The following is a 21154-nucleotide window of genomic DNA, read 5'->3' as shown; positions in this document are numbered from 1 at the left end:
CTCTTGGTCCACCGGCTATCGTGCCGGTAATCGAATTTCAAATGTCGTGACTTCCCGCCAGCGCTCAGCGCTTGCCCGAGGCCACGCCCGCGGACCTCACCACGTTGACCACCCCGGCGACGAAGCCGAGCAGCGTTAACACGATGAAGCCGAATGGCGACGTCGACAGCAAACGGTCGAACCCCCAGCCAATCGCCGCTCCGACGGCAACGCCCGCGATCAGCTCCGAGGAAAGACGAAAACCGAGCGCCATAGCCGAAGCTCTGGCCGCACTGTCCCCGCTTTCATTACCGGATTGATCAGTCTTGCTCCTGCGGCTGTCGCGAATTTCTGACAACCGATGATCGAGACTTCCGAGCCTTGCGGAAAGCGCAGCTTCGTCAGGAGGCGATTGATCGCGACTTCCATTTGCGCCGTCGTTGGTGTTCTCAGCCATGCTGGAAACACTAACCGATGCCGCGGATGATGGAAATTGCGCCCGTCCCCGTCAAAAGCCGCGCGGACCATACTTACCGCGTCTAATCAAGTCAAGATTGCGTCGTAACCAGTTATTGCTTTGATTCTGCTGGTTTTATTTGGAGATATTCAAGGTCAGAGTGACGCAGTGATCGCAGTGCAACAGCTTGCGTGGCATTGAGCGATATTGCGTGGCTATTCCCGCTCTGCTGGGATCGCCGAAAGTCCCGTCCTCTCACGCAGTCAGGTTCCGCATGTCGCGCCAGATCGATTACTACTTCTCGCTGCAATCCCCCTGGGCCTATATCGGCCACAAGCCCTTCGTTCGACTCGTAAGCACTTACGATCTCAAGGTAAATTACCGGCCTGTGCTGCTGGTCGATCTGTTCTCCGAGACCGGCGGACTGCCGCTCGCCAAGCGCCATCCGGTGCGGCAGCGCTATCGGATGATCGAGTTGCAGCGCTGGCGCGACAAGCGCGGACTGAATTTTCATTTGCAGCCGGCCAACTGGCCGTTCAACGGGCGCCTTGCCGATGGCGTGGTGATCGCGATGCTCGAGGCCGGCCTCGACCCCGAGCCGTTCTTGCAACGGGCCTATCCCGCGGTGTGGGAGCAGCAGCTTAATCTTGCTGATCCTGCGACGCTGGTGAAGCTCGCCGACGATGCCGGTTTGCCCGGCCGGCAGCTGGTCGAGCGCTCGAGCACTGAAGCGATCAGCGCGGCCTATGAGCAGAATCGCCAGAATGCATTGGACGCCGACGTGTTCGGCTCGCCCGGATATGTGCTCGATGGCGAGGTGTTCTGGGGCCAGGACCGGATCGAATTGCTTGAAGACGCGTTGAAGTCAGGCCGTAAGCCCTATAGCTCTGTGGTCTAGGGCAGGAATCAGGTTGAGGCGGAGCAAGCCATGCCCATCGCGATGTCACCGTCGAAATTGTCCATCGCAATTGCTGCCATCCTGATCGCAAGCGGCGCGGCGATCGCGCAAACCGTGCCGGACACCGAGAATGGCCGCTACGCCTTATCACCCGCCGGCGATGGTTTCCTGCGGCTCGACACGCGCACCGGCGCGGTGTCGACCTGCACCAATTCCAGCGCCGGCTGGGCCTGTTACATGGTGCCGGACGAGCGGGCGGCGCTGGATGCCGAGATCGGGCGCCTGCAAGCCGACAATGACAAGCTCAAGGATGAGCTCGCCGCGCGCGCACCGTCGGCCAAGACCGACGAAGCGTTGCCGAAATCCGATCAGCTGAAGAAGCCGGAGCCCAAGACCGAGCCGAAGGTCGCCGAGGGCGAGCGCAAGATCGAGATCCCGCTGCCGAGCGACCGCGACATGGATCGCATGATGTCGTTCGTGGAGCGGGCCTGGCGGCGACTGATCGAAATGGCCAACCGCGTGCAGCGCGACATCAATGGCGGCAAGATTTGATGTTGTGCTGGCGCTGTCTCTCCAGCGTCGTCCCGGCGAAAGCCGGGACCCATACGCCGTAGCCTCTCGATTTCGACGACTCGGAGTTGATATCTCGCGTAACCAATGAACATCGGTGGTTATGGGTCCCGGCCTTCGCCGGGACGACGGTCTAGAGGTAAGATGAGTTCATCGAAGCAAATGTCGCACCCGGCGCCATCCTCCGTCGCGGCAACCAGCATCGTGTCGTCGCGCCTGGCGGTCGAAACGTCGGGCGCCGGCTTTACCGACATCACGCGCGAGGTCGCCAAATTCCTGCGCGAGGCGCGTGCCGGCGAGGGTGTGGTCACGCTGTTCATCCGCCACACCTCGGCCTCGCTGACGATCCAGGAGAATGCCGATCCGACCGTGCTGGTCGATCTGAAGACGGCGCTCGACCGCGCAGCGCCCGAAGACGGCGGCTGGCGTCACGACACCGAAGGCCCTGACGACATGCCGGCGCACATCAAGACCATGCTGACGGCGACCTCGCTGCAGGTCCCCGTGCTCGACGGCGAGATGGCGCTCGGCACCTGGCAGGGCATCTATCTGATCGAGCATCGCGCCCGTCCGCACCGGCGCGAGATCGTGCTGCAATTCATCGGCGCCACGCGCTGACGCGCGCGACCTGTCTTTTAAGACGCGGCCTCCAAATGACTCGGCCGCGGATCGCTCCGCGGCCGATGCAATTCTGATCGCGATGTCGACGGTCAGGTCTTGGTGATGTCGACGTCCTTGGTTTCCGGAATGAACAGCGCGCCGACCACGACGGTGATTGCGGCGAAGATGACCGGATACCAGAGACCGGAGTAGATGTCGCCGGTCGAGGCGGTGATCGCGAACGCGGTCGCCGGGAGCAGGCCGCCGAACCAGCCGTTGCCGATATGATAGGGCAGCGACATCGAGGTGTAGCGGATGCGGGTCGGGAACAGTTCGACCAGCATGGCGGCGATCGGGCCGTAGACCATGGTGACGTAGAGCACCAGGATGAACAGCAGGCCGATGACCGCGGCCACCTGCGGACGGAAGACATCGAACGGGTGCGACATCTTCACGATGCCGGCGTCACCCGGCTTCGGATAGCCCGCCGCCTGCACCGCCGCGAGGATTGCGGGGTTCGACGTCTTGGCGTCCGTATACGGCACTTCCTTGTCGTTGATCAGGATCTTCACCGGCGAGCCGGCCGGGCCCGGCACCGTCGAATATTTCACCGACGATTGGGCCAGGAAGGCGCGGGCGGTGTCGCAAGGCGCGCTGAAGACGCGGGTGCCGACCGGGTTGAACAGATCGCCGCAGCCGGCCGGATCCGCAACCACCTGCACCTTGACAGTCTCATAGGCCTTCTCCAGCGCCGGATTGGCGTTGGTCGTGATCATCTTGAAGATCGGGAACAGCGTGAGTGCGCCGATCAGGCAGCCCGCCAGGATGATCGGCTTGCGGCCGATCTTGTCCGACAGCGCGCCGAACACCAGGAAGAAGCCGGTGCCGAGCAACAGAGACCAGGCGATCAAGAGGTTGGCGGTGTAGCCGTCGACCTTCAGAATCGATTGCAGGAAGAACAGCGCGTAGAACTGGCCCGTGTACCAGATCACCGCCTGGCCCATGGTCAGGCCGAGCAGCGCGAGGATCACGATCTTGGCGTTGCTCCAGGTCGCGAAGGCCTCGGTCAGCGGCGCCTTGGAGGTCTTGCCCTCCTCCTTCATCCGCTGGAACACCGGCGATTCGTTCAGCCGCAGCCGGATCCAGACCGAGATGCCGAGCAGCAGCACCGACACCAGGAATGGAATGCGCCAGCCCCAGTCGGCGAAGTCCTTTTCGCCGGTGAGGGTTCGCGTGAACAGGATCACCAGCAGCGACAGAAACAGTCCAAGCGTTGCCGTGGTCTGGATGAACGAGGTGTAGTAGCCGCGCTTGCCGGGCGGGGCATGCTCAGCGACATAGGTCGCGGCACCGCCATATTCGCCGCCGAGCGCGAGGCCCTGCAGCAGGCGCAGCGAGATCAGGATGATCGGCGCCGCGATGCCGATGGTCTTGGCGTTGGGCAACAGGCCGACGATGAAGGTCGACAGACCCATGATCAGGATGGTGACGAGGAAGGTGTATTTGCGGCCGACGATGTCGCCGACCCGGCCGAACACGATCGCGCCGAACGGGCGCACCAGGAAGCCCGCGGCGAATGCCAGCAACGCGAAGATGTCGCGGGTCGCCGGCGGATAGTCCGAGAAGAACTGCGCGCCGATGATGCCGGCCAGCGAACCGTAGAGATAGAAGTCGTACCACTCGAACACGGTACCGAGCGACGACGCGAGGATGACGAAACGCTCATCCTTTGTCATGCCGGCGGGCCGCGCCGAAGTTGCAGTCATAGTGGACATCTGGATTGCTCCCCCCGAAATATTGCTGCCATGCTCGCCCCCGGCTGGCGGGTGAGGCCCGAATAGGCCCTCGGCTTGAGATGAAGGTAACATCGCAGTGAAACCCGCCCCAATAAGACTTTTGGCCTTTTCAGGATCGAACCTATCTTCTGAAGGAAGAGCAGGATGGAACGCCTCCGCAGGCGTCTATTGCGGCGCACAAGCTGCGCGGGTTAACCGCGTTGGCATCTGGTATTATCAAGCGCTTGCGTGATACTGCCGCGCGGGCGAAAACCGAGCGACGCGGGTTTGCCTAAAGCCCGCTTGTGGGACTGAGATGACTGCTGCTGCCAATACTCATCTTGTCATCGCCGACGACCATCCGCTGTTCCGCGATGCGTTGCGTCAGGCGGTGTCGAGCGTCGTGAGTTCGGCCACGATCAGCGAGGCCGGATCGTTCGAGGATCTGACCGCGCTGCTGGAACGGGACTCCGAGGTCGACCTGATCCTGCTGGACCTGAGCATGCCGGGGATCAGCGGTTTCTCCGGCCTGATCTATCTGCGGGCGCAGTATCCGGCGATCCCGGTGGTGATCGTATCCGCCAGTGACGATGCCGGGACCATCCGCCGCTCGCTCGACTTTGGCGCTTCCGGTTTCATCCCCAAGCGCTTCGGCGTCGAGACGCTGCGGGATGCCATCATGAAGGTGATGGAGGGCGACGTCTGGGTGCCGCCGGACACCGATCTGTCGGCGGCCGGCGATCCCGACATGACGCGGCTGCGCGACCGGCTGGTGACGCTGACCCCGCAGCAGGTGCGGGTGCTGATGATGCTGTCCGAGGGGCTGCTCAACAAGCAGATCGCCTATGAGCTCGGCGTCTCAGAAGCCACCATCAAGGCCCATGTCTCGGCGATCCTGCAGAAGCTCGGCGTCGAAAGCCGCACCCAAGCCGTGATCGCCGCCGCCAAGATCGCCGGCGGCCAGTGGCGCCAGGGCACGCCGCCGACGTAGTCCCGAGCAACTCCAGCTGTGATCGCCGGGCTCGGGCCACGGCATTGAAAAAAGGGGCGCGAAAGCGCCCGATGGCACGCTTTCGCGAAGCCATCCAGATCCCATTCAAACTGCGCATCGGTCGAAAACCGAGTATCCTGTCCGACACCGGCCCGTGAGAGGCCGCGTGCTTTTGGGGAGAACGCCATGATTTCCGTCACTCGCGTCGCCGGACTATCTCTGGCTGCGGCAATCCTTCTCGGTACCAGCTCTTTCAATTGCGCTCAGGCCAAGCCCTTGATGATCGTCGGCCTGGACGAGAAGCTGTTGTGGGACGACGACGGCAAGCCGGTGCTGTCCGCGCCCGGCAAGGATCAAGTGCTGATCATCGATCTCGCCGATCCCGAGAACCCGAAGATTGCGGCTTCTCTCCCATTGAAGAACTCGGTAGTCGGCCCCCCGGTCAACGTCGCTATCGATCCGACCGGAACGGTGGCGCTGGTCGCGGATTCGGTCGACGTGGTGAAGGAAGGCGACGCTCTGAAGCAGGTGCCGGATAACAAGATCTATGTGATCGATCTCAAGGCGACCCCGCCCAAGCTGGCAGCGACCATTGCCGGCGGAAAGCAGCCATCAGGGTTGAGCTTCAGTCCCGATGGCAAGATGGCGTTGGTTGCCAACCGCGGGGACAATTCGATCAGCGTGCTTTCGGTCAACGGCACTGACGTCAAGATCACCGACACGATATCGATGCCTGACAGTGTCGCACATGTCGCGTTCGCGCCAGACGGCAAGCACGCGCTGGTCGCGCGTTTTCCCGGGCACAAGATATCGGTGCTCGATATCGCCGGCGACAAAGTCACCTACGCCAAGATAGACCTGCCGACCGGCCAATGGCCTTACAATGTGGCAGTGACCCCGAACAGCAAGATCGCGTTGACGTCGGACAATGGCAACTCAGGCGCGTCGGACGGCAGCGTCGACACGGCCAGCGTCATCGATCTCGAAGCGAAGCCGCCGCGCATCATCGATCGCGTGGTGGTCGGCGATGGACCGGAGGGGCTTGGCGTCAGTCCGAAGGGGGATCTCGCAGTCTCGGTGATCCTGCGCGGCTCGAACATGAAGAATGCGTTCTTCCATGAGAAGAACGGCAGCGTCTCGGTCCTGAAGATCGACGGCAAGAAAGTGACCAAGACCGGAGATATCGAAGTCGGCGGACTGCCTGAGGCCGCGGTCTTCACGCCTGACGGAAAATACATCCTGGTCGGGAACTACCTCAGCCAGGATTTCTCGATCCTGAAGGTCGACGGAACCAACGTCACCGACACAGGCAAGCGCTTTCAGGTGCCAGGGCACCCGGCGTCGGCCGGAATGGGACCGAACTGAACCGACGCTTGGCGATCTTGCTGGAGCATGTGATTTTCGGTTGAGCCGGCCACTGCGCAGGCTCGCTTCACCTCACGCGCTTGCGGGAGGGAGCGCCGTGTCTTTGCCGTGCCTTCATGATGCGATTCGATCCAGTCGCATCATGATCCAATGCGAGATGCGCGCCCGGATTGCGCCGCCGCGCGCTACTCCGCCGCCACCATCTGCTGGGTGCGCCATTGTCCGAGTAGGGCGCGGAGCGAGGCGGGTTTCACCGGCTTGTTCAGCACCGCGATGTTTTCCTCGCGCGCGGCGGCGCGCACCGCAGGGCTGCGGTCGGCGGTGATCAGGATCGCCGGAATGCCGTCGCCGAAGCGGCGGCGGATCTCGCGGATCGCGGCGACGCCGTTGCCGCGGTCGAGATGGTAGTCGACCAGGACGCCGGTGACGCGGCCACCGGCGGCCTCGATCGCGCTGATCGCGCCGTCGGCGTCGAGCACCGCGATCACCTCGGCGTCCCACGCCGTCAGCAGCGTCTTCATGCCGTCGAGGATGGCAGGATCATTCTCGATGCAGACAATCAGCGAGCCGCTCATCGGCGTCTTCGACAGCGGCGTGGCGGTGGTGACGGCCGCAGTATGGTTGACCGCGGTCGCGACCGGCACGGTGACCGAGAACGCCGAGCCGCCGCTGACATTGGCCGAGATCGCGATGCGGTGGTTGAGCACCCGCGCCAGCCGCTCGACGATCGACAGGCCGAGGCCGAGGCCGCGGGCGATCCGGGCGCCCTGCTCGAGGCGGTGGAACTCCTTGAAGATCTCGCCGCGCTTCTGCACGGGAATGCCGACGCCGGTGTCGAAGATGCTGATCTGGAGCGTGGTGCCGCGGCGGCGGCAGCCGATCAAGACGCGGCCGCGCGGGGTATATTTGATCGCGTTGGAGATGAAGTTCTGCAGCAGCCGGCGCAGCAGCGAGCGGTCGGATTCGACCGGCAGCGAGCACGGCACGAAGCGCAGGTCGAGGCCCTTGTCGCGGGCGATCGGCATGAACTCGATCTCCAGCGAGCGCATCAGGTCGGCCATCCGGAAGCTCGTGATCGCCGGCGTCATGGCGCCGGCATCGAGCCTGGAAATGTCGAGCAGCGCGCCCAGGATGTCCTCGATCGCCTCGAGTGAGTCGTCGATGTTCTCGACCAGGCGCGAATCCTCGCCGCCGTTCTGGCGCTCGACCAGGCTCGTGACGTAGAGGCGCGCCGCATTGAGCGGCTGCAGGATGTCGTGGCTGGCGGCCGCAAGGAAGCGTGTCTTCGAGGCGTTGGCGTCTTCCGCGATGCCCTTGGCGAGCGCGAGCTCCGAATTCAGCCGCGTCAGCTCCTCGGTGCGGTCGCGCACCCGCTTTTCCAGCGTCGCGTTGGCGCGCTCCAGCGCCTCCGCCGCCTCGAAGCTCGGCGTGACGTCGGAGAAGGTGATGACGAGCCCGCCGCCCGGCATGCGGTTGGCACGCACCTCGATCACCAGATGGCGGTCGGTGAAGCGTTCCAGATAAGGCTCGCCCTCGGTGGTGTAGGCGCGCAGGCGGGCCTGCAGCAGGCTGTCGCCGTCGCCGGACGCAGGCGGACTGATCGCGCCCATGAATTCGAGGATTTCGGACAGCGGGATGCCGAGCTGCACCAGATGCTGCGGCAGCCCCAGCAATTCGGAGAACTGGCGGTTGGAACAGATCAGCTGCAGATCGGCGTCGAACACCGCGATGCCCTGGCGCACGTGATTGAGCGCGGTCTGCAGGATCTCGCGGTTGAAGTGCAGGGCGGCGTGGGAGTCGTCGAGCAGTTTCAGCGCGGCCTTGGCCGACACCGTGCGCCGTTGCAGCAGCAGCGACATCACAAGGCGCGAGGACGCGGCCCCGATCGAGGAGGCGATCAACCGCTCGGCATGCTGCAGCAACTCGAAATCAGCCGGAGCCGACGCCAGCAGCACGATGTTGCGGTCGACGGCGAAGGAGGCGAAGGCCTCGCGGGTGCGGTCGGGGCCGAGATATTGCGTCACCGTGCTCTGGATATCCTCCACCGTCACCGTGGTGCGCCAGCGCCGGAAGCTGGGCGCGATCGGGGCCAGCGCGTTGGGCACGAACACGTCGGCCTGCAACAACTCGATCGAGGACGGCGCGCGCGCCAGCGAGAACAGCACATAGGTGAGGATGTTGAGCGCAAGGCTCCACAGCACGCCGTGCAGCAGCGGCGGCAGGTCGGCGCCGAACAGCGCCTGCGGCCGCAACGCCTCGATCCCGAACGGCCCGTGCTGCAGCAGCATCAGGCCGGTGGTCGAGGTTTCCAGGAAGCTCGGGATGAACAGCGTGTAGAGCCACGTCGCGAAGCCGACCAGCATGCCCGCCATGGCGCCGCGTGCGGTGGCTCTGCGCCAGAACAGGCCGCCGAAGAACGCCGGCGCCAGCTGGGTGATCGCGGCAAACGACAGCAGGCCGATCGCGACCAGCTGGGTGTTGCCGAGCGCGCGATAGTAGAAATACGCCAGCACCATGATGGCGAAGATCGAGAAGCGGCGCGCCTTCAGCAGGAAATCGCCAAAGTCCTTCTGGCCGGCGCTGGCGTCGTCGCTGCGCGGCAAGACCAGCGGCAGCACGATGTCGTTGGAGACCATGATCGACAGCGCGACGCATTCGACGATCACCATCGCGGTCGCCGCCGACAGTCCGCCGACGAACACGGCGAGGCTGAGCAATTGCGAATTGCCCTCGATCGGCAGCGCCAGCACGAACATGTCGGCATCGACCGCGCCGAACGGGAAGATGACGAGGCCGGCGATCGCGATCGGAATCACGAACAGGTTGATGGCGATGAGGTAGAGCGGGAACAGCCAGCGCGCCCGGGTGACTTCGGCGGGCGTCGAATTCTCCACCACGCTGACATGGAACTGGCGCGGCAGCAGCATGACCGCGCAGAACGACAGCAGCGTCATGATCAGGAAATTGCCGATCGACGGGACATATTCGATCGCGCGCACCGCCTCCGGCGTCTTCAGGGCGCGCTCGTAGAGCTCGACCGGCGAGAACATCCAGAAGGTGACGAAAGCGCCGGCGGCGATGAAGGCGACCAGCTTGACGATGGACTCGGCCGCGATCGCGAGGATCAGGCCGTGCTGGTGCTCGGTCGCGTCGGTGTGGCGGGTGCCGAACAGCACCGCGAACACCGCCATCGCCAGCGTGACCATCAGCGCGATGTCGCCGATCACGGGGATTTTCGAGAACGCCTGGTCCTCGCTCAGGATGGTCTCCAGCGACGCCGCCACCGCCTTGAGCTGCAGCGCGATGTAGGGCACCGAGCCGATGATCGCGATCAGTGCCACGGTCGCCGCCACCGCCTGGCTCTTGCCGTAGCGCGCGGCGATGAAGTCGGCGATCGAGGTGATGTTCTGCGACTTGGCGAGCGCGATCACCCGGCGCAGCAGCGGCGTGCACAATCCGACCATCACGATCGGGCCGACATAGATCGCCAGGAAGTCGATGCTGGTGCGGGTGGCGAAGCCGACCGAGCCGAAGAAGGTCCAGGAGGTGCAGTAGATCGCCAGCGACAGCGGATAGATCCACTGGCTGGCGCGGCCGCGCTCGCCCGGCGAGCTGCGGTCGCCGCGGCTGGCAATGAAGAACAACAATCCGATGTAGGCGAACGCCGTGGCGATTACGCCCCAGTCGTGCAGCATCGCTGCTCATCTCCTGTCCCGGCCGCTGGGGAAGGGCCGGTTGTCAGGATTATAACGCAAAGGACCGGCCGCGCGATGCACGGCCGGCCCAAATTCGGGGTCGGAAGCGGATAGGGTTACTCGGCGGCCAGCGACTTCTGGTGCAGGGGCAGGCCGAGCCGGTCCCAGACCTGGAGCAGCGCCTCGGCCAGCGCGTCGATCAGGCCGTCGTCATGGTAGGGCGAGGGCGTGATGCGCAGCCGCTCGGTGCCCTTGGCGACCGTCGGATAGTTGATCGGCTGGATGTAGATGCCGTGGTCCTCGAGCAGCAGGTCGGAGGCCCGCTTGCACTTCTCGGGATCGCCGACGAACAGCGGCACGATATGGGTGTCGCTCGACATGACCGGCAGGCCGGCGGCGGTCAGGATCGCCTTGGTGCGGGCGGCACGGTCCTGGTGGCGCTCGCGCTCCCAGTTCGAGGTCTTCAGGTGCCGGATCGCAGCCGTCGCGGCCGAGCAGATCGCCGGCGGCAGCGCGGTGGTGAAGATGAAGCCCGGCGCATAGGAGCGCACCGCGTCGATGACCTCGGCGCGGCCCGCGATGTAGCCGCCGAGGCAGCCAAAGGCTTTTGCCAGCGTGCCCTCGACGATATCGATCCGGTGCATCACGCCGTCGCGCTCGGCGATGCCGCCGCCACGCGGGCCGTACATGCCGACCGCATGCACTTCGTCGAGATAGGTCATGGCGCCGTATTGCTCGGCGAGATCGCAGATCTTGCCGAGCGGTGCGACGTCGCCGTCCATCGAATAAAGGCTCTCGCAGACGATCAGCTTCGGCCGGTCGGGACCGGCGGCGATCAAGAGCTCCTCGAGATGCGCGACGTCGTTGTGGCGGAATATCTGGCGTTCGCAGCCGGCCTGGCGCACGCCTTCGATCATCGAATTGTGGTTCAGCGCGTCCGACAGGATCAGGCAGTTCGGGATCAGCTTGGCGAGCGTCGAGATGCCGGTCTGGTTCGAGACATAGCCCGAGGTAAACAGCAGCGAGGCTTCCTTGCCGTGGAGGTCGGCGAGTTCCGCCTCGAGCTGCACCAGCGGATGATGGGTGCCCGCGATGTTGCGGGTGCCGCCGGCGCCGGTGCCGACCCGGGTCGCGGTCTCGACCATGGCACCGACCACCTTGGGATGCTGGCCCATGCCGAGATAGTCGTTGGAGCACCAGATCACGACGTTGCGGCTGCCCTTCGGCGAATGCCAGGTGGCGTGCGGGAAGCGGCCCGCGATCCGTTCGAGGTCGGCAAAAACCCGGTAGCGCCGCTCGTCGTGCAGGCGGTTGAGGGCGGTATTGAAGAACTGGCTGTAATCCATCGGCAAACCCAGAGAGCGGAACCTGACCGGAATGACTGCTTCTTCTTAGAGCTTTTCCAGCTCTAATGTCCATGCATTGACCCACATCTGGGCATGCGCCGCAGTTGGGCAAATTGCCCTAGCCGGGACCGTTCGGCTCGATTTCGGTCAAATCGCCGGGCGATGCCTTGCCGCCCGGCCGGGTTCAGGTCGTCTTGAAGCGCAGCATGCCGTCGGCGTGCATCTCGGCCGTCAGGCGGCCCTCGACCAGCATGTAGTTGACATGGGCGACCAGCTCGCCGGCGGCGAAGCCCATCTGGTGCTCGTCCAGCACGTGCTTGTGGAACACCACGGGCACCAGCTCCTTGGAGGTCTGCGGCACCTGGCGGCAGGCCTCGGCGATCAGCCGGCAGCGCTCCTCATGGTGATCGGCGAGCTGCTTGATCCGGGTCTTCAGCCCGTAGAACGGCACGCCGTGGCCCGGCAGCACCATCACGTCGTAGGGCAGGGTGGTGGTCAGGCTTGCCAGCGAGGCCAGATATTCGCCGAGCGAGTTCTGCTCGGGCTCGACCGCCCAGACGCTGACATTGGGCGAGATCTTGCTCAGCACCTGGTCGGCGGACAGGAACAGCTTGTCGGCCGCGCAATACAGCATCACCTGGTCGAGCGCGTGGCCGCCGCCGGTGATCACCTTGAAGCGCCGCGTGCCGATCACGACCTCGTCGCCATGGGTGAGGCGGTGATAGGACGGCGGCAGCACCGACACGCGCTTCAGGTAATCCTGGCCACGGCCGAGCAGCTTCTCGGTGAGGTCCTCGTCCATGCCGTGGCGGCGGAAGAACAGCCGCTGCGCATTGCGCCGCTCCTCGGTGCCGCGGTTCTGGTGATAGACCGACTGCAGATATTCCACCTGCGACATGAACAGCGGACAGCCGAAACGCTCGGTGATCCAGCCGGCGAGACCGACATGGTCGGGATGCGAATGCGTCACGATCAGGCGGGTGACCTTGACGTGCTTCAGCGGCCCCTCGAATAGCGTGGTCCAGGCCGCGATCGATTCCTCATTGCCGAAGCCGGCGTCCACCATGGTCCAGCCGTCGCCGTCGGCGAGCAGATAGATGTTCACATGGTTGAGGCGGAACGGCAGCTTCAGCCGCGCCCACAGCACGCCGGGAGCCACCTCCACGACCTGGTCGTGGCCGGGATGGTTCTCCCAAGGGTATCGCAGTGCCTCCGCCGAGGAGTGCACGGGGTCGGTCTTCGTATGCATGCTACCGGCTTAGCGGCACACGGGCCGCCGCGCCAGCCGAAAAATCAGATAGTCGTCCGGAGAATGGGACGAGAAATCGCCGGAATTCCGTAGATGGGGTAACGGGCCGGCCGCCCGCTCGCTACGGCGCAATTTGGAAGCGCGCTCGCGAGCGGCCTGTTGGTTGGAAGGCGGTCGTCCCTCAAACTGATGGTGTTCCAACGGAGTCGGGCAAGCCCGCTCCAAGCATCATTAAGGGACGACCATGTACCACTATGCAGGAATTGACGTGTCTTTGGAATGCTCGAGCGTTTGCCTTGTCGATGGGACAGGCAAGATTTTGCGCGAGACGAAGGTTGCGAGCGAGCCGGCGGCGCTGATCGCCTGGTTCCGGTCGCTGGGTCTGGTACTGGAACGGATCGGGCTGGAGGCAGGCCCCTTGTCGCAATGGCTGTATGCGGGTCTGCGAGACGCAGGGCTTGCGGTCGAGCTGCTGGAAACGCGGCACGTTCGCGAAGCCTTCAAGTCGATGCCGGTGAAGACGGACCGCAACGATGCCCGCCGGATCGCGCAGTTGATGCGGCTCGGCTGGTTCCGGCCGGTGCACTGCAAGTCGGTCGCGGCGCAGGAGACCCGCGCCATCCTGACGGCGCGCAAGCTGCTGCAATCCAAGCTTCGCGATGTCGAGAACAGCCTGCGCGGCATACTTCGCGGTTTTGGCCTGAAGGTCGGTGCGACCACCGAGCGCACGTTCGCCGGGCGCATCCGCGAGCTCGTGACCGGCCATCCCGGACTGGAGTTGGTCGCGGCGGCGCTGCTCCAAGCCCATGCGGTGCTGCTGCGGGAGTTCAAGAGCCTGGACAAGCACACCCAGAAGCTCGCCAGGACGCATCCATCCGCCAAGCTCCTGATGACAACGCCGTCCGTTGGTCCGATCGTGGCGCTCACCTATGCCGCGGCGATCGACGACCCGAAGCGCTTCCGCTCCTCGAAGGCCACGGGAGCCCACTTTGGGCTCACCCCGAAGAAGTACCAGTCCGGTGAGACCGACTACACCGGCCGCATCAGCAAGATCGGGGATGCCTCCGTGCGCGAGGCGCTCTACCAGGCAGCTCACGTCATGCTGACCAAGCCGGTCAAGAATTGCTCGGCATTGAAGAGCTGGGCGATGCGGATCGCCCGGCGCGCAGGCATGCGCAAGGCCAAGGTAGCGCTGGCTCGCAAGCTCGCCGTGATCCTGCATCGCATGCTCGCCGACACCAAACCGTTCAACCCGATGACCAAGGCCATCTAGCCAGGAGCAGCAATCGGTTCCGGGCGGGCCACGACACCAGGCTCTCCCCGAGCGAAGTCCCTCCGCTGGGACGATGGATCCGGTCAGGCCGCCATCCGGGAAGTGGCTCACGACCACGCAATCCGTAGATTGGCCGGCCGGCTCCTCAATGCACCCCATCAGGCGACGGCCTTCGCGCCGATCCCGTACAGAAGCAAGTGCCCGGCGAGTGGATGACGCGAAAAGGGATTGACTAACCAAGGCCCGTTACAGAAGCCCGGATGAAGCGAACGGTCTTGCGAATACGTGCCCGTCATCCCGGGGCGCCTCGAAGAGGCGAACCCGGAATCTCGAGGTTCCGGGTTCTATGCTTCGCATAGCCCCGGAACGACGCTGTACCTACGCCGCGCGGATGTTCGACAGGAAGCCGTCGATCTCCGAGCGCAGCACGTCGGCCTCGCGGCGCAGCGCGTCGGAGGCGCTCAGCACCTCGCCGGCGGCAGTGCCCGCCTCGGCCGAGGCGGTCGAGACGCCGACGATGTTGCTCGACACCTCGCTGGTGCCGCCCGCCGCATGCTGGATGTTGCGGGCGATCTCGCGGGTCGCCGCGCCCTGCTGCTCGACCGCGGCGGCGATCGCGGTGGTGACGTCGTTGATCTCGCCGATCGTGCTCGAGATGTTGCGGATGGCGGAGACTGCCGTCGTCGTCACCTCCTGCATGCTGACGATCTGCTGGCGGATTTCCTCGGTTGCCTTCGCGGTCTGGCTCGCGAGGTTCTTCACCTCGGAGGCGACCACCGCAAAGCCGCGGCCGGCCTCGCCGGCGCGCGCCGCCTCGATGGTGGCGTTGAGCGCGAGCAGATTGGTTTGCGAGGCGATGGTCTGGATCAGGTCGACCACGACGCTGATGCGTGCGGCATTGTCGGCGAGCCCCTGCATCGTGCTGTCGGTGGCGCTGGCTTCCTCCACCGCCTTGCGGGCGATCTCCGCCGAGGTCACGACCTGGCGGCCGATCTCCTGGATCGAGGACGACAGCTCCTCGGTGCCGGCCGACACCGTCTGCACGTTGACCGAGGTTTCCTCGGCGGCCGACGCGACGGCATTGACCAGCGCGCTCGACTGGTCGGCGGTCGCCGACATGCTCTGCGCAGTCGACTGCATCGAGTTCGCCGCGGTCTGCAGGCTGCCGAGCGCGCTGCGGACGTTGGATTCGAACGTGACGATCTGCGCTTCCATGCGCGAGGCGCGCTCCGCCTTGGCGCTGCGGTCCTTGTTCTGGTTTTCGGTGAGCTCGCGGCTCTCGACCATGCTCTCGCGGAACACCTGCAGCGCGTCGGCCATGACGGCGATCTCGTCGCGCTGGCGGCTCTGCGGGATCTCGGTGTCGAGGTCGCCGTCGGACAGCAGCTGCATCGAGCGCTGCAGGCCGCGGATGCGGCGCAGGATGTTGCGTCCGACATAGAGCCAGACGAACAGGAACGAGCCGACCAGCGTCAGGGCGCCGAGGCCGATCATCACCATGGTGGCAAGCGAGATCTGCTGCCGCGCCTGGAAGGTCGAACTGTCGGTCTCCTTCTGCACCGCGTCGACCAGCTGCTGGACGCTGATGCCGAGCCCGACATTGAGCTTGCGCGTCTCTTCCAGGATGGTCTGGCCGTAGTCGATCGCGTCGAGCTCCTTCTGGCGGATCTTGAACACGCCGGTCTTGCCTTCGCCGAGCACGAGCAGCCTCGAGGCGGTGTCGCGCACCGCGACGATCGCGGGATTGTTCGGCAGGTCCTCGAGGTTGGACTTGACGCGTTCGCGCCCGGCCTTGAACTCGGCCTCGATCCCATCGAGGGTTTCGCTGGAATTGGCCGACAGCGCCGCGGTCATGTCGGCGGCCATCAGATTGCCGGCGGCGAGCACGTTGCTGATCTGGCCGACGGTGCGGGCAGCTTCAGTGGCGTCGTCCGCCGACACCTCGGCCGCGGCGAGGATGGCGTTGAGCCGGGTCTGCGCGTCGAGCATCGCGGGACTTGCGGCGGAGACGAACGCCGCCTGCGCCTTGCGCAACGCGTTGTACTGCTTGTCGCGCAGCGCGCCGACCTCGAGCCGCTCGCGCGCCGCCGAGATCAGGCTCTTGGTCGCCTCATCGGTGTTCTTGACGTTCTCCTGCAGCGCGCTGACCACGGATTTGTCGGCGCCGAGCTCGATGATCTCGCCGAGCTTGGCGCTGGTGAGCCGCGCGACGTCCTGCACCTTCTTGGTGCGATCGTTCAGCGCGTCCTCGCTCTGCACGGCGAGCAGGCCGGGGCCTTGCGCCGCGAGCGAAGCGCTTTGCGCGGCAAGTTGCAGGCTCGCGGCAAGCCGCGGAATGTCGCGGCCGGAGAGATCGGTCATGGTGCCGCCGAGCTGATGCAGCACGATGCCGGCGCCTGCGCTGATCACCAGCGCCATGCCTGCGATCACAGCGAACGCCGCGAACAGGCTGCCCCTGACGCCCATTTGCGGCAGATGGATACGCTTGAGATTTGGTTTGCCGAGCTTGAACCGAAACGCCATTGCCCCTGTGCCCCCTGGCCCACTACGCTTGGCCACTATCCTTGGCCACTACTCTTGGATGTTTCCCCGGCGCGGGAGTATCGGTGCGGCCGGTTAACAAAATCGGGAAAATTGCGACGATCTGCGGGATTTTTCAGGGCTGCCGCGCAGTGGCGACGTCTCGGTTCGCTGTGCGGAATCGATGCACGCGATCGGATGCAAAAAGGCCGGCGTGAGCCGGCCTTTTCCACGCCTGGTTGTAAGGGCGATCTCAGTAGCGGCCGTAAGCGGGGCCGCCGAGGTTGCCGAGATTGAAGCGGTAGTTGAGGCCCGCCTTCACGGTGTGCTCGTCATTGTGGAAGCTGCCGACCGGCACCAGCGCGCCCGGCGCGGTGAAGCGGCTGTCGCCGAAGTCATAGTACTGGTACTCGACCTTGGCCGACCAGTTCGGCGCGAACATGTATTCGGCGCCGCCGCCGATGGTCCAGCCGTTGCTGTGGTTGTCGCTGAGCGTGAAGCCGACCGGCGCGCCGCCGAGCGTCACCGTTTCGTTGTTGTCGGAATAGGCATAACCGCCCTTCACATAGATCAGGCCCGGACCCCAGGTGTAGCCGACGCGGCCGGTGATCGAGCCGATGCCGCGCTGGTTGTTGTTGTAGACGTAGCCGCCCGGGAAGATCGCGTTGAGCTGATGGCCGCCGACCCAGGAATACTGGCCTTCGAGGCCGATCACCCACATCGGCGACAGCTGCCAGTCGTAACCGGCCTGCACGCCGCCCATGAAGCGGGCGTCGGAGTCGGACAGCGCGAGGCCGTTGAAATTGTTGTTCTGGGAGAACACGCCGCCGAGATGGCCGCCGAGATAGAAGCCGGTCCAGTTGTAGAGCGGCGCGGCGTAAACAGGCGCGGGCGCCTTCTGATAGTAGCCACGGTTGAAATCGGCGGCGTTGGCGGTCGCGCCAAAGGCAGCGACGGCCGCCGCGACGGCGGCGGTTGCGAGCAGGAACTTCTTCATGGGGGCAGTCTCCGGACAAGTCATGAGGCGCAGCGTGAATGGCGCCATCCACGGCGATGGGTTAGACCGCATTTGAATAAAATGCAGTCACCGGAACGCTGCGCGGAGCGTTAAGTCGCAGCCTTTGCGGCGAAACGTTTTGTTGTGCCTAACGAACGCTTAAGGTGGAATGAAGCAAGGCTTAACGCGGTGTGCGCGGCGCGCATTTCCTGTTAACCAAGCCGTCGGTTAGAGCATGATCCGGAAAAGTGCGAAGCGGTTTTCCCTCGCGACAAACGCGGAACGCGTTTGCGCGGAGATCATGCTCAAACAAGGAGCTAAAGCGCGATGATGATTCAACCTAATGTCATCGCGCTTTAGGCCAGGCGCTTGCGCACATCGTCGCGCATCTGCTCGCGGAACGCCTGGCGGCGGGCGGCGCGATCCTTGACCGGGACGTCGTGGCGATCGAACACGTCGAACTTCTCCAGGATCGGATAGTGCTCGCTCGCCATCGCCAGCACGCGCAGCAGGGCGGCGACCTTCGGGGTCGGGCCGCTGACTTCCCACCTGCGCAGCTTTTCGGCGCCGCCGGCGGCCGATAGCCCGCACAGCTTTGCCATGTCAGCCGCCGTCAGCTCGCGGCCCAGCGCCTCGCCGAGATGTTCGCGCAGTTTCTTCAGTTCTGGGCCGGTCACGCTTGGTCCGCTCCGCGATGGCAAAATGTGAAGTGAGTCACATGACGTGCTCGAGGCGCGGGTTATACGCCACGCAGGCGAGTTCTAAAGGAAACCATCATGCACGGCATCATCGAAAGCCTCAGCCCCGAACACGATCAGATCGATTGGAAATGGGTCGGCAGTGTGTTCGCCTTCTACGTCGTGCTGACGATCGGCGGGATGGGTGTGCTGCTGGCGCGTTGATTCCAGCGCACGCGGGCGCACCGCGTGCCTGCGACTGCCATCGTTTGCGAAGATCCTGGTGCTGCCAGACAGGATTGAACTGTCGACCTCTCCATTACCAATGGAGTGCTCTACCACTGAGCTACGGCAGCATGCCCGGGAAAAATTGAATCGGCCCCAAGGGCCCGTCCAAGCGGGCGGTTCTTGCCACAGGCCTCCCTTTGGCGCAAGCGAAAGAGCGCCCCTGCCGCCCTTGAAATCGGCAGAAATCGACCGCCTCGCCGATGATTCCGGCCAATCTGGCCGATTTCGGCCGGATTGGGTTCCCGATTGCGCCGAAACTATCCCGATCCGCGCTTGCCGCCGAATCATATCGCCGCAACTGGCCGACCGGGCAGGGTGCGCGGGCATCCGCCATTGGCTATGCTCGGCCTATCCTCCCCTTGCGCAGGGCGGCGGCGGTTCGAGAGTTATGCAATGACAGGCGACCAGGACAGAGGCGGCGGGCAGGCCGGAGCCCGCGTGAAGGATTCACGACAGGATCGTCTCAAGCTCGCGCTGCGCGAAAACCTGAAGCGGCGGAAATCGCAGGCGCGCGGTCGTGACGGTGCGGCCTCTTCCGAAGCCGCCCATGGTTCGCTAGATGGCGGCTCACCAGATGACGCCGGCGGAAACGAGCCGCGCCGTTAACCCGGTTCGTGCGCATTGTTATAAGGAAGCGGGTTGCCGAGATGGCTGTAGATGAGACGACGATCGATCGGCTGAGCGCAACCGCCTACGCCTTCCCGCGCCATGAGCAGACCTTTCCGACCCTGACCGCGCACGAGATCGAGCGGATGCGCCGCTTCGGCGAGCCGCGCTCATACCAGGACGGCGAGGCGCTGTTCGAGACCGGCAAGCCCGGGCCCGGCATGTTCGTGGTGCTGTCGGGCAATGTCTCGATCACCCAGCGCGACGGCCTCGGCCATGTCGCGCCGATCATCGACCAGGGACCGGGCCAGTTCCTCGCCGAGATCGGCCAGCTCTCCGGCCGCCCGGCGCTGGTCGACGGCCATGCCGATGGGGTGGTCGAGACGCTGCTGCTGCCGCCCGACCGGCTGCGCGCGCTCTTGGTTGCGGAGGCCGATCTCGGCGAGCGCATCATGCGCGCGCTGATCCTGCGCCGCGTCAGCCTGATCCAGGGCGGCGCCGGCGGGCCGGTGCTGATCGGCCCCGCCTCGGTCGGCAACATGGCGTCGCTGCAGAATTTTTTGGCGCGCAACGGCCAGCCGCACCACCTCCTCGACCCCGCGACCGACAAGGATGCCGCCGACCTCGTCGCGCGCTATTCGCCGACGCGCGCCGAGCTGCCGCTGGTGGTCTGTCCCAACGGCACGGTGCTGCGCAATCCGTCCGAGACCGCGCTTGCGATGGCGCTCGGCATGATCGGCAACAGCGCGCATGAAAAACTCTACGATGTCGCCGTGGTCGGCAGCGGCCCGGCCGGGCTTGCCACCGCGGTCTATGCGGCGTCGGAAGGCCTGTCGGTTGCGGTGTTCGATTCCCGCGCCTTCGGCGGCCAGGCCGGCGCCAGCATGCGCATCGAAAACTATCTGGGCTTTCCGACCGGCATCTCCGGCCAGGCGCTGGCCGGGCGCGCCTTCAACCAGGCGCAGAAATTCGGCGCCGAGATGCTGATCCCGGTCTCGGTCAAATCGCTCGACTGCACGAAAGCGTCCGGCGCATTCGTGCTCGACACCGCCTGCGGGCATACGCTGCGCGCGAAATCCGTGGTGGTCGCCAGCGGGGCGCGCTATCGCCGGCCCGAGATCGACAATCTCGATGCCTTTGAAGGCCGCGGCGTCTGGTACTGGGCCTCGCCGATCGAGGCGCGGCTCTGCGCCAACCAGGACGTCGTGCTGGTCGGCGGCGGCAACTCCGCGGGGCAGGCGGCGGTGTTCCTGTCGGCGCATGCCCGCAAGGTCAACATGATGATCCGCGGCGGCGGGCTCGGAGCCAGCATGTCGCGCTATTTGATCGAGCGCATCGAGGCGACGCCGAATATCGAATTGATGTTCAACACCAAGGTGATCGGGCTCGACGGCGCGGAGACGCTGCAGCGGGTGCGCTGGCGCAGCCGGCTCGCGCCCGACGAGTTCACCATGGATATCCGCAATCTCTTTTTGTTTGTCGGCGCCGATCCGGCGACCGGCTGGCTCGATGGCTGCGGGGTGCAGGTCGACCGCGGCGGCTTCGTGATGACCGGCGTGCAGACCGGCGAAGGCGCGCGCGCCGTGCCGCTGCTCGAGACCACGGTGCCCGGCGTGTTCGCGGTCGGCGACGTCCGCTCCGGATCGGTCAAGCGCGTCGGCGGCGCGATCGGCGAGGGCGCTCAGGTGGTGGCCGCGCTGCACGGCTATCTCGCTGACGCGGGTGATCACACACTGTAGCAACGTCGATGCGACGCACGCAAACGTTTTCCCGTCATCCTGAGGAGCCGCGAAGCGGCGTCTCGAAGGATGAATCGGCCACAGTGTGGCCGTGCATCCTTCGAGGCTCGCAAGAGCTCGCACCTCAGG

At 65.0% G+C, this 21154-nt stretch carries 17 protein-coding genes and 1 tRNA gene; 9 read left to right on the top strand and 9 right to left on the bottom strand.

Annotated features, from left to right (window positions below; genetic code table 11):
• Positions 1-64: 64 nt before the first annotated feature.
• Positions 65-436 (bottom strand): AtpZ/AtpI family protein, encoded by a 372-nt coding sequence (locus ACVI1L_RS09850; RefSeq protein WP_028338953.1) that lies wholly within the window; start codon positions 434-436, stop codon positions 65-67.
• Positions 437-710: 274 nt separating this feature from the next.
• Here ACVI1L_RS09850 and ACVI1L_RS09845 point away from each other — a divergent pair, with 274 nt between their 5' ends.
• From ACVI1L_RS09845 to ACVI1L_RS09835, 3 genes are all read left to right on the top strand, one after another.
• Positions 711-1334, top strand: a complete 624-nt coding sequence (locus tag ACVI1L_RS09845; RefSeq protein ID WP_057019439.1) for a 2-hydroxychromene-2-carboxylate isomerase — start codon at positions 711-713, stop codon at positions 1332-1334.
• A 30-nt stretch (positions 1335-1364) separates the two neighbouring features.
• On the top strand, positions 1365-1886 hold the full coding sequence (locus ACVI1L_RS09840) for a hypothetical protein (protein ID WP_456782784.1): 522 nt from the start codon (positions 1365-1367) through the stop codon (positions 1884-1886).
• A 162-nt stretch (positions 1887-2048) separates the two neighbouring features.
• Positions 2049-2522, top strand: coding sequence for a secondary thiamine-phosphate synthase enzyme YjbQ (locus ACVI1L_RS09835; RefSeq protein WP_456782783.1), 474 nt, complete (start codon positions 2049-2051; stop codon positions 2520-2522).
• 92 nt (positions 2523-2614) lie between these two features.
• On the opposite strand, the gene ACVI1L_RS09830 is transcribed toward ACVI1L_RS09835, so the two are convergent.
• Positions 2615-4279, bottom strand: coding sequence for an MFS transporter (locus ACVI1L_RS09830; protein ID WP_035631004.1), 1665 nt, complete (start codon positions 4277-4279; stop codon positions 2615-2617).
• Positions 4280-4595: 316 nt separating this feature from the next.
• Between ACVI1L_RS09830 and ACVI1L_RS09825 the strand changes: the two genes are divergently transcribed.
• Complete coding sequence (locus tag ACVI1L_RS09825) at positions 4596-5270, top strand: response regulator (RefSeq protein ID WP_057019436.1); 675 nt, start codon at positions 4596-4598, stop codon at positions 5268-5270.
• Between the two features lie 186 nt (positions 5271-5456).
• A complete protein-coding gene (locus ACVI1L_RS09820; protein ID WP_229189939.1) occupies positions 5457-6635 on the top strand; it encodes a YncE family protein in 1179 nt (392 codons plus the stop codon).
• A 185-nt stretch (positions 6636-6820) separates the two neighbouring features.
• Here ACVI1L_RS09820 and ACVI1L_RS09815 read toward each other — a convergent pair whose 3' ends face one another.
• The 3 genes from ACVI1L_RS09815 to ACVI1L_RS09805 form a co-directional block, all read right to left on the bottom strand.
• Complete coding sequence (locus tag ACVI1L_RS09815) at positions 6821-10330, bottom strand: PAS domain-containing hybrid sensor histidine kinase/response regulator (protein WP_057019434.1); 3510 nt, start codon at positions 10328-10330, stop codon at positions 6821-6823.
• A 116-nt stretch (positions 10331-10446) separates the two neighbouring features.
• A complete protein-coding gene (hemA, locus tag ACVI1L_RS09810) occupies positions 10447-11676 on the bottom strand; it encodes a 5-aminolevulinate synthase (protein ID WP_057019433.1) in 1230 nt (409 codons plus the stop codon).
• Positions 11677-11860: 184 nt separating this feature from the next.
• The gene (locus ACVI1L_RS09805) at positions 11861-12925 is read right to left on the bottom strand and encodes an MBL fold metallo-hydrolase (RefSeq protein ID WP_456782782.1); all 1065 of its coding nucleotides are present in this window, start codon (positions 12923-12925) and stop codon (positions 11861-11863) included.
• A 244-nt stretch (positions 12926-13169) separates the two neighbouring features.
• Here ACVI1L_RS09805 and ACVI1L_RS09800 point away from each other — a divergent pair, with 244 nt between their 5' ends.
• Positions 13170-14198 carry an IS110 family RNA-guided transposase gene (locus ACVI1L_RS09800; RefSeq protein ID WP_057016162.1) on the top strand — a complete coding sequence of 343 codons (1029 nt, stop codon included), beginning with the start codon at positions 13170-13172 and terminating at the stop codon, positions 14196-14198.
• A 378-nt stretch (positions 14199-14576) separates the two neighbouring features.
• On the opposite strand, the gene ACVI1L_RS09795 is transcribed toward ACVI1L_RS09800, so the two are convergent.
• The 3 genes from ACVI1L_RS09795 to ACVI1L_RS09785 form a co-directional block, all read right to left on the bottom strand.
• The gene (locus ACVI1L_RS09795) at positions 14577-16721 is read right to left on the bottom strand and encodes a methyl-accepting chemotaxis protein (protein WP_456782781.1); all 2145 of its coding nucleotides are present in this window, start codon (positions 16719-16721) and stop codon (positions 14577-14579) included.
• A gap of 250 nt (positions 16722-16971) precedes the next feature.
• Positions 16972-17715: an outer membrane protein gene (locus ACVI1L_RS09790; protein ID WP_076830931.1), complete on the bottom strand. Its 744-nt coding sequence runs from the start codon at positions 17713-17715 to the stop codon at positions 16972-16974.
• A gap of 356 nt (positions 17716-18071) precedes the next feature.
• Positions 18072-18392, bottom strand: a complete 321-nt coding sequence (locus ACVI1L_RS09785; protein ID WP_253638528.1) for a hypothetical protein — start codon at positions 18390-18392, stop codon at positions 18072-18074.
• A 99-nt stretch (positions 18393-18491) separates the two neighbouring features.
• On the opposite strand from ACVI1L_RS09785, the gene ACVI1L_RS09780 reads away from it, so the two are divergent.
• Positions 18492-18617, top strand: coding sequence for a hypothetical protein (locus tag ACVI1L_RS09780; RefSeq protein ID WP_256527829.1), 126 nt, complete (start codon positions 18492-18494; stop codon positions 18615-18617).
• A gap of 56 nt (positions 18618-18673) precedes the next feature.
• On the opposite strand, the gene ACVI1L_RS09775 is transcribed toward ACVI1L_RS09780, so the two are convergent.
• Positions 18674-18748 (bottom strand) — tRNA-Thr (locus tag ACVI1L_RS09775).
• Between the two features lie 325 nt (positions 18749-19073).
• Between ACVI1L_RS09775 and ACVI1L_RS09770 the strand changes: the two genes are divergently transcribed.
• Both ACVI1L_RS09770 and ACVI1L_RS09765 read left to right on the top strand, forming a co-directional pair.
• Entirely contained in the window at positions 19074-19286 is a 213-nt protein-coding gene (locus ACVI1L_RS09770; protein WP_253588732.1) for a hypothetical protein, read from the top strand.
• 41 nt (positions 19287-19327) lie between these two features.
• A complete protein-coding gene (locus ACVI1L_RS09765; protein WP_456782780.1) occupies positions 19328-21025 on the top strand; it encodes an FAD-dependent oxidoreductase in 1698 nt (565 codons plus the stop codon).
• Positions 21026-21154: the final 129 nt, after the last annotated feature.

The organism is Bradyrhizobium sp. USDA 4516 (genome assembly GCF_054055915.1).
The sequence above is the reverse complement of the archived record's forward strand: the minus strand, read 5'-3'. Positions and strand labels throughout refer to the sequence as shown.